The sequence below is a fragment of the Bacillus sp. MBGLi79 genome (assembly GCF_002953915.1).
Map to the genome: position 1 here is coordinate 3,515,628 of NZ_CP026521.1, position 6,989 is coordinate 3,522,616.

Annotated in this window: 6 protein-coding genes; 1 reads left to right on the forward strand and 5 read right to left on the reverse strand. The window is 49.0% G+C overall.

What is annotated here, in order from left to right; all coding sequences use genetic code 11:
* Positions 1–222: 222 nt before the first annotated feature.
* Genes C1T29_RS17970 through C1T29_RS17980 form a run of 3 tightly spaced genes read right to left on the reverse strand, consistent with a single transcriptional unit; the run spans position 223 to position 3,176 of the window.
* Positions 223–987, reverse strand: a complete 765-nt coding sequence (locus C1T29_RS17970) for an NAD-dependent epimerase/dehydratase family protein (RefSeq protein WP_208945522.1) — start codon at positions 985–987, stop codon at positions 223–225.
* Between the two features lie 18 nt (positions 988–1,005).
* The gene (locus C1T29_RS17975) at positions 1,006–1,893 is read right to left on the reverse strand and encodes a dienelactone hydrolase family protein (protein WP_025810973.1); all 888 of its coding nucleotides are present in this window, start codon (positions 1,891–1,893) and stop codon (positions 1,006–1,008) included.
* A gap of 32 nt (positions 1,894–1,925) precedes the next feature.
* On the reverse strand, positions 1,926–3,176 hold the full coding sequence (locus tag C1T29_RS17980; RefSeq protein ID WP_079289154.1) for an APC family permease: 1,251 nt from the start codon (positions 3,174–3,176) through the stop codon (positions 1,926–1,928).
* A gap of 127 nt (positions 3,177–3,303) precedes the next feature.
* Here C1T29_RS17980 and C1T29_RS17985 point away from each other — a divergent pair, with 127 nt between their 5' ends.
* Positions 3,304–4,197, forward strand: coding sequence for a LysR family transcriptional regulator (locus C1T29_RS17985; RefSeq protein ID WP_020452651.1), 894 nt, complete (start codon positions 3,304–3,306; stop codon positions 4,195–4,197).
* A gap of 11 nt (positions 4,198–4,208) precedes the next feature.
* Here the strand turns inward: C1T29_RS17985 and C1T29_RS17990 are convergent, their stop codons facing one another.
* On the reverse strand, positions 4,209–4,616 hold the full coding sequence (locus tag C1T29_RS17990) for a VOC family protein (RefSeq protein WP_103750248.1): 408 nt from the start codon (positions 4,614–4,616) through the stop codon (positions 4,209–4,211).
* 349 nt (positions 4,617–4,965) lie between these two features.
* The coding region (gene leuS, locus C1T29_RS17995) for a leucine--tRNA ligase (RefSeq protein WP_208945523.1) at positions 4,966–6,989 on the reverse strand (2,024 nt) is incomplete at its 5' end.

The window sequence follows — 6,989 nt, forward strand, 5'->3', positions numbered from 1 at the left end:
ACAAACCAATCCGAACCCTGTTAAAAATGAATAATTCAATATGTCAAACACGCGGCTTCCAGCAGAATGCCTGATCGTCATTTCCCCCTCCTTGTAAGCGCTGTCAAAATATTACGATATCGTGTCTAAAATGTAGCAAACAGAAAGGAGAGCGTCTATAATCATTTTTTAAGCAGGATCAGAAAAGCGGAGAAAAAGATCATCACCTTAGAAGATGATACGTCAGTCTTCATCAAGGATGTCTGAGGTGCTGACTTTCGGCTTGAACCCCAGTTCCCGAATGGCGGAATCGATCGACCACGGCCGCCCCTTATTGTCGCTGACAGCATAATATGTACCGTATGTTTTGCCGGATTCGATTGCGGCTTTAAATATTGGGACGAGGGCGGGGTGGGATAACAGCGTTTTTTTGCTCCTCGGTTTTGCACGCAGCGTTTCTTGCTCATTTTCAGCGGCTGTCCCGATCCGCAGATTGATCACGGAAACCTTGGCGTCTGATTGGTGCGAGAAAAGATAGCCGAGATTTTCGGACGCCAATTTTAGCAAGCCGTACAAGCTTTTGGACTGCGGGTAGTCATCCGTGTTGATCTTCCTCCCCAGCAGAGAATCACCGTTCTTTTCATACACATCTGTCACATGGTTGCTGCTTGCAAATACCACCTTCGGCACGCCGAGCTCCGCCGCCGCCCGCAAAATCGTATATGTCGCTTTAAAAAAGATATCCGTCATTTTCTCAAACTCCCGCCGGTCAAGCAAATCGCCTGTAGGCTTGACAGCCAAAAGGTTGATCACCGCATCCGTATTCAGAGGAATGCTTTTCACGACTTCATTGTAATCTGCCGCATCCACCCGGACAAAGCGGACAGCCGGCTTTTCATCCGGTTCTTTTAAATCCAGCACTGTCACCTCGTATCCTTCGCCTGCCAATCCGCCCGCTAACACGCGGCCGACCGTGCCGTTCCCTCCGATGATCGTCACCTTTTTCACAGTGATTCACCTCCTGTTTTACAGCCATGTTTTTAAGAAACCGATCGCTTTATGCCTCATTCCGGCTGTCTCGAAGTGCCCTGAATGAGAGCGAAACACTTCATAGCGTTCACCGGCGCCTTTTTCTTTATACACATCGGACAGCTTTTCTTCAATGAGGTCAATTCCTTGAACTGGCGTTAGTTTATCTGCGGTTCCGACCAGGCTTAAATGGGGCCTTGGAGCGATCAGGCTTTCGATTTGAGCGGTTGAAAAGTGCTTGACCAGCCCTGGAACATACGAATAGAGATTGTGACGGTCCAAATTCTGCGTCTTGATTAATGTTTCGCTGTCCACCTGCGCGCATATATCAACGCATACGCTGACCCGCTCATCCAATGCAGCGGTCCACCAGGCCATCAGACCTCCCATCGACATGCCGAGTGAAGCGATGCGGCTTTCGTCTGTGTCCTCACGCATGCTCAGGTAATCGATGGCTCTGATGCTGTCGAAGACCATCATTCCCCACATCACCCGTCCTGTCCAAAGCATTTCTTTAAATATCTCACTCTCCGTTTTGCCCCGCCTGTCTCCGAAAGCCCAATGGTCAATCGCAAGCACGGAAAATCCCAAGGCCGTCAATTCCTCGGCGAACGGCGGCGTTTGCAAGTAATCCGCTCCTTCAATCAGCTCCTCCTTCCCCCTTTCGTAACGTCCTCCGTGTGAATGACAGTAAAGCACGGCCGGCCGCTTGCCGTTCATCTGTTTCGGTTTTGCAAAATAGGCCGGTACCGCTTCAATTCCGTTTAAATCAAGCAAAAGCGTTTCAAGAATAAAAGATGACTTTTCTTCAATTTTAAGAGTGCTCACATCAATGCTTTTTTTCTCCGGCAAATCGCCGAGCAGTTTGAAAAGTTGACGGCGCATCGTGTTCCCCTTTCTTTTTTCCGTTTGATTCATTAATACGATTTGAAAGGGCGTTTTACCTTTTTCCAGATGATAAGTTGACGGAAGTTCACCACAAACAAGGCGCTGGTCAGCATGATAAACAGTAATATCCAGGGTGATGAAAACAAAAGAAGCAGCGAGAAGCACCCCATGAGAAAGAGGCAGCCTATTTTGTAAACGCGACTGGACAGCAGCTTGTAAGCAGCGGCAAGACCGCACAGCGAGTTGCAGATGAAAAAGGCGTTTGCGATCAGGACCAGTGTCTCAACATTAAGAAAGTGAAACATCAGGCAGACAAAAACGACGGTATGAATGAAAAACATAAGCCCCAGTGCTGCCATCGGCTGATTTCCCCTTGATCTGCGGGCAAACAGCCCGCCGGCCTGCGATGCCACCAGCCTGGCTGCTCCGCCTGTCACCTGAAAATAAGCGCACATGCAGAGAACAGCGGTGAGCACAGCGATCACCGGCAATGCAAAAGATCCGAACAACGGCGTCAGCATCATCGCCAGCTTCAATTGTCCGTTTGCGAAGAACCCCGGATCAATCCATTGAACAGCTGCCGCAGTCGCCACATATATGAGCGTTACCGTCAGGCTGCTGATCACGACGGCCCGGGGAATCGTTTTCCCGCGGTTTTTCACTTCCATGCTGTAGTTGCCGACGATTTCCCATCCGACTAATGCCCAGAACAGCAGCAGCAATCCGCGGCCAAAATCGGCAAACTGAAATGTTCCGTCTACGAGCGGCCCCTCACGAAAGTAAGGCACAGATGCTGCGCTGCTTCCAAACAGAATGAGGGCCGCGGCAGTGGAAAAAATGAGTGCAACCATGCCGACAAATGAAAGGTTAAAGCAAAGGACTACCATACAAAAGATAAAAAAAATGAAGCCGTACAGTTCAGCGGGAAATGCCGTGCCGGCCGCAAGAAAATGAATATATTCGCCGGCCGTCATTAATACGGCGGCGGGGCCGAAGCTCGCAGCCATGATAAAATAAAAGACTGCCAACTTTTTAACACGGGAACCGAACGCTTTTTCAGCCGCATAAGCAATCCCGGCATCATTCGGATACTCGACGCTCAATCTGGCAAAAATCCAGGCAAATAAAAAACCGATTCCCAACATCAACAGCCATGCCAAAATCGCATAGTCCCCCGCTGTCTGATGAATCATCGGCGGCAGCAGAATGATTCCCGACCCTAAAATAGGCCCCGTCATCAGCCCGCTTAATAATAAAGGGCCAAGCTTTTTTTCTCTCATACTGATACAATCCTTTCGCAAAGTTGTTTAAAATGATTGTAATCTTGTTTAATTCATCAGTAAAATAGATATTATCGATCAGCAACTTCGAATTTTTCGATATAATATAAAAAAGGGGGATGACGAGATGGAGATCCGACATTTGAAAACATTCAAAACCATCGTGGATATCGGCGGTTTTACCCGTGCTGCCGATTATTTGGGATATGCGCAGTCCACTGTGACTTCGCACGTTCAAGCAATCGAACAAGAATTAAGAAAGCCGCTGTTCTACAGGCTGGGGAAAAAAATGATGCTGACAGAAGCAGGAAAACACCTTCTCCCTTATGCCGCAGAAATGGTCGAACTGTATGAAAAAGCGAGGCACATTCCGGAAAACGACCAGGAGCCGTCGGGAAACTTGATCATCGGCGCCTCGGAATCTTTAACGGTTTACAGATTGCCTGCCATTCTTCACGAATTTACTAACAAATATCCGCAGGTCACGGTCACATTAAAGTCTTCCACGTGCTGGCAGTTGAGAGATGAATTGAAGCAGGGAAAAATCGATGTCGCTTTTCTCTTGGACAACGATCGGAAAGAAAACGACCTTCATGTTGAAAAGCTGGTCAATGAGCCGATGGTGTTCATCTTTCCCAAGGAACACCCGGCAGGACAAAAGGCCCTTGATGATTTGACTTTTACCGCAAATGAAACGTTTTTATATACGGAGCACGGCTGCAGCTACCGTGATTTTTTTGAGGAGTATTTACGTCAAAGGGGAGTCATTGCCGACCATACGATGGAGTTTTGGAGTGTCGAAGCGATTAAACAGTGCGTGATGTGCGGTTTGGGCGTATCCCTTCTTCCTTTGATCACAACGCGCACTGATATCGAAGAAGGAAAGCTTCAGGGCACGCTTGTCCGCGACGCCCTGTTTTCCACTCAAATGGCTTATCATAAAAACAAATGGCTTTCTCCTGCAATGGCGGCTTTTACAGATATCGTCCGCACGAAAGCAAGAGACTGGGCACAGGCATAACGTTCCTATATCTAAATGCCTTCGGTATTCATCAGCACGATCCGCCAGCCGTCCGGATCTTCCACTGTTGCCCCTTTGTCCTTCCAATACGGAATTTCAGGCGGCACTTCGTGATGGCCCATGTCAGCGAGCCTTTTTAAAATACTCTTGATTTCCTTCTGATCAGGAATATAAAAGACGAGCAGATTGTCTTTGGTCGGTGCCGGACAAGGGCTGCCTCCGATATGGGAGGTAAATTCAAGGTGATATTGGACATTCGGCAGGCCGAACATGACGCCATGATACCCTTGATGTCCGGAAAAACCGCCAAGCTTTTTCAGGCCGAGCCCCTTTTCGTAAAACGCAACGATTTCGTCAAAACGGTCTGTAGGCCGGGCGATTCTGACCTGTACGGCGGAAAAATCGGAAAAATGCATCATCATCATCTCCTTTTTTCCCATTTTAAGCGGTCATGGATCATTTGAAACGAAGCGAACGGCTGAAATATTTTCATCCTTTCGGCGGAATGACAGGGCTTTCAGATTATTAAAAAAAATCCCAAAACGGCTTTTAGTTTTGGGATTTTGTCATCCTTTGTCCCGCAATCCTTGCAGTCTGGGAAAGCCGAGCATCGGAGCGGTCTTCCACAGGATGTGGTGACGGCGGTGTTAGGCGGTTAGCCGCCTGATCTTTTCTCCTATCGTAAGCACCGGCTTAGCAGGCCTGCCAACGAATGCGCGGGTTTGTCGGCACGCTGAAAAGCCCCTTCGGATTGAAGGGGCTTTTCCATTAATTTGCGACAATATTTACAAGCTTTCCAGGTACAGCAATCACTTTTCTGATCGTTTTCCCTTCGAGCTGTTCTTTTACTTTTTCATTGTTTTTCGCCAGCTCTTCAAGCTGTTCTTTGTCGGCGTCGGCTGGAACGTTCAGCTTCGCTTTCACCTTTCCGTTCAGCTGAACGACGATTTCGACTTCGTCATCAACGAGCTTTGCTTCATCATAGACAGGCCATGCTTCATACGTGATCGTTTCCTCATGTCCAAGTCGGCTCCACAGCTCTTCAGCCAAGTGAGGCGCAACAGGAGACAGCAATTTCACGAAGCCTTCCATGTATTCTTTCGGAAGCTGATCAGCTTTATATGCTTCATTGATGAAGACCATCAGCTGAGAAATACCTGTATTGAAGCGCAGACCTTCGAAATGGTCTGTTACTTTCATGACCGTTTCGTGGTAGACGCGCTCAAGCGTTTCGCCGGCTCCTTCAACGATCTTCTCGTTTAACCCGCCATTGTCATCGATGAACAGACGCCATACGCGGTCAAGGAAGCGGCGGGCGCCGTCAAGTCCTGTCGTTGACCAGGCGATCGATGCATCCAAAGGCCCCATGAACATTTCGTACAGCCGGAGCGTGTCCGCACCATGAGTCTCCACTATTTCGTCCGGATTGACGACATTGCCTTTGGATTTGCTCATTTTTTCGTTGTTTTCACCAAGAATCATTCCTTGGTTATAAAGCTGTTTGAACGGCTCTTTCGTCGGAACGACCCCGATGTCATAAAGGAATTTATGCCAGAAGCGCGCATACAATAAGTGAAGAACGGCGTGTTCCGCCCCTCCGATATACATATCGACAGGAAGCCATTCCTGTAATTTTTCAGGAGAAGCCAGTTCGTTCGGGTTTTTCGGATCGATGTAGCGCAGGAAGTACCAGCAGCTTCCCGCCCATTGCGGCATCGTATTCGTTTCGCGTCTTCCCTTTTTGCCTGTTTCAGGGTCTGTCACTTCCACCCATTCTTTAATGTTCGCAAGAGGGGACTCACCCGTTCCGCTCGGTTTGATTTCCGACGTTTTCGGCAAGATCAGCGGCAGCTCTTCTTCAGGAACCGGAGTCGATGTGCCGTCTTCCCAATGGATGACCGGGATCGGCTCGCCCCAGTAGCGCTGACGGCTGAACAGCCAGTCGCGGAGGCGGTATGTTACCTTTTTCTCGCCCTTCCCGTTTTCCTCAAGCCACTGAATCATTTTTTCGATCGCAGCCGCTTTATCAAGGCCGTTCAGAAAATCTGAATGGATGTGTTCGCCGTCGCCTGTATAAGCTTCTTTCTCAACATCTCCGCCTTTGACGACTTCTTTGATCGGCAGCCCGAATGCTGATGCGAATTCGTGGTCCCGCTCATCATGGGCAGGGACGGCCATGACCGCTCCAGTTCCGTATGTAGCCAAGACATAGTCCGCGATCCATACCGGAATTTTTTCCCCGTTTGCCGGATTGACGGCATAAGCACCTGTGAAGACGCCTGTCTTTGTTTTGGCAAGGTCTGTCCGCTCCAAGTCGCTCTTTGATTGAACTTCTTCGATATAGGCGTCGACCGCGTCTTGCTGTTCAGGCGTCGTGATTTTTTGAACCAAATCGTGCTCCGGAGCCAAAACGGCATATGTGGCACCGAATAATGTATCTGGCCGCGTTGTGAAAACCGTAAACGTTTCGTCTGTGCCGTCGACCGCAAAATGAACATGCGCCCCTTCGGAACGGCCGATCCAGTTGCGCTGCATCTCTTTGATGCTTTCCGGCCAGTCGAGTTCTTCCAGATCTTCAAGCAGACGGTCGGCATAAGCGGTAATCTTCAGCATCCACTGCTTCATTGGACGGCGTTCTACAGGATGGCCGCCGCGTTCGCTTTTGCCGTCGATGACTTCTTCATTGGCAAGAACGGTTCCAAGCGCAGGAAACCTGTTTACAGGGAATTCATCTACATAAGCTAGAACTTTTTCGTAAAGCTTTAATAAAATCCACTGCGTCCATTTATTGT

Excerpts from the sequence above, each read along its gene's own strand:
- C1T29_RS17975 (WP_025810973.1), bottom strand. The coding sequence starts at position 1,893 with ATGCGCCGTCAACTTTTCAAACTGCTCGGCGATTTGCCGGAGAAAAAA.
- C1T29_RS17980 (WP_079289154.1), bottom strand. The coding sequence starts at position 3,176 with ATGAGAGAAAAAAAGCTTGGCCCTTTATTATTAAGCGGGCTGATGACG.
- C1T29_RS17985 (WP_020452651.1), top strand. The coding sequence starts at position 3,304 with ATGGAGATCCGACATTTGAAAACATTCAAAACCATCGTGGATATCGGC.
- C1T29_RS17990 (WP_103750248.1), bottom strand. The coding sequence starts at position 4,616 with ATGATGCATTTTTCCGATTTTTCCGCCGTACAGGTCAGAATCGCCCGG.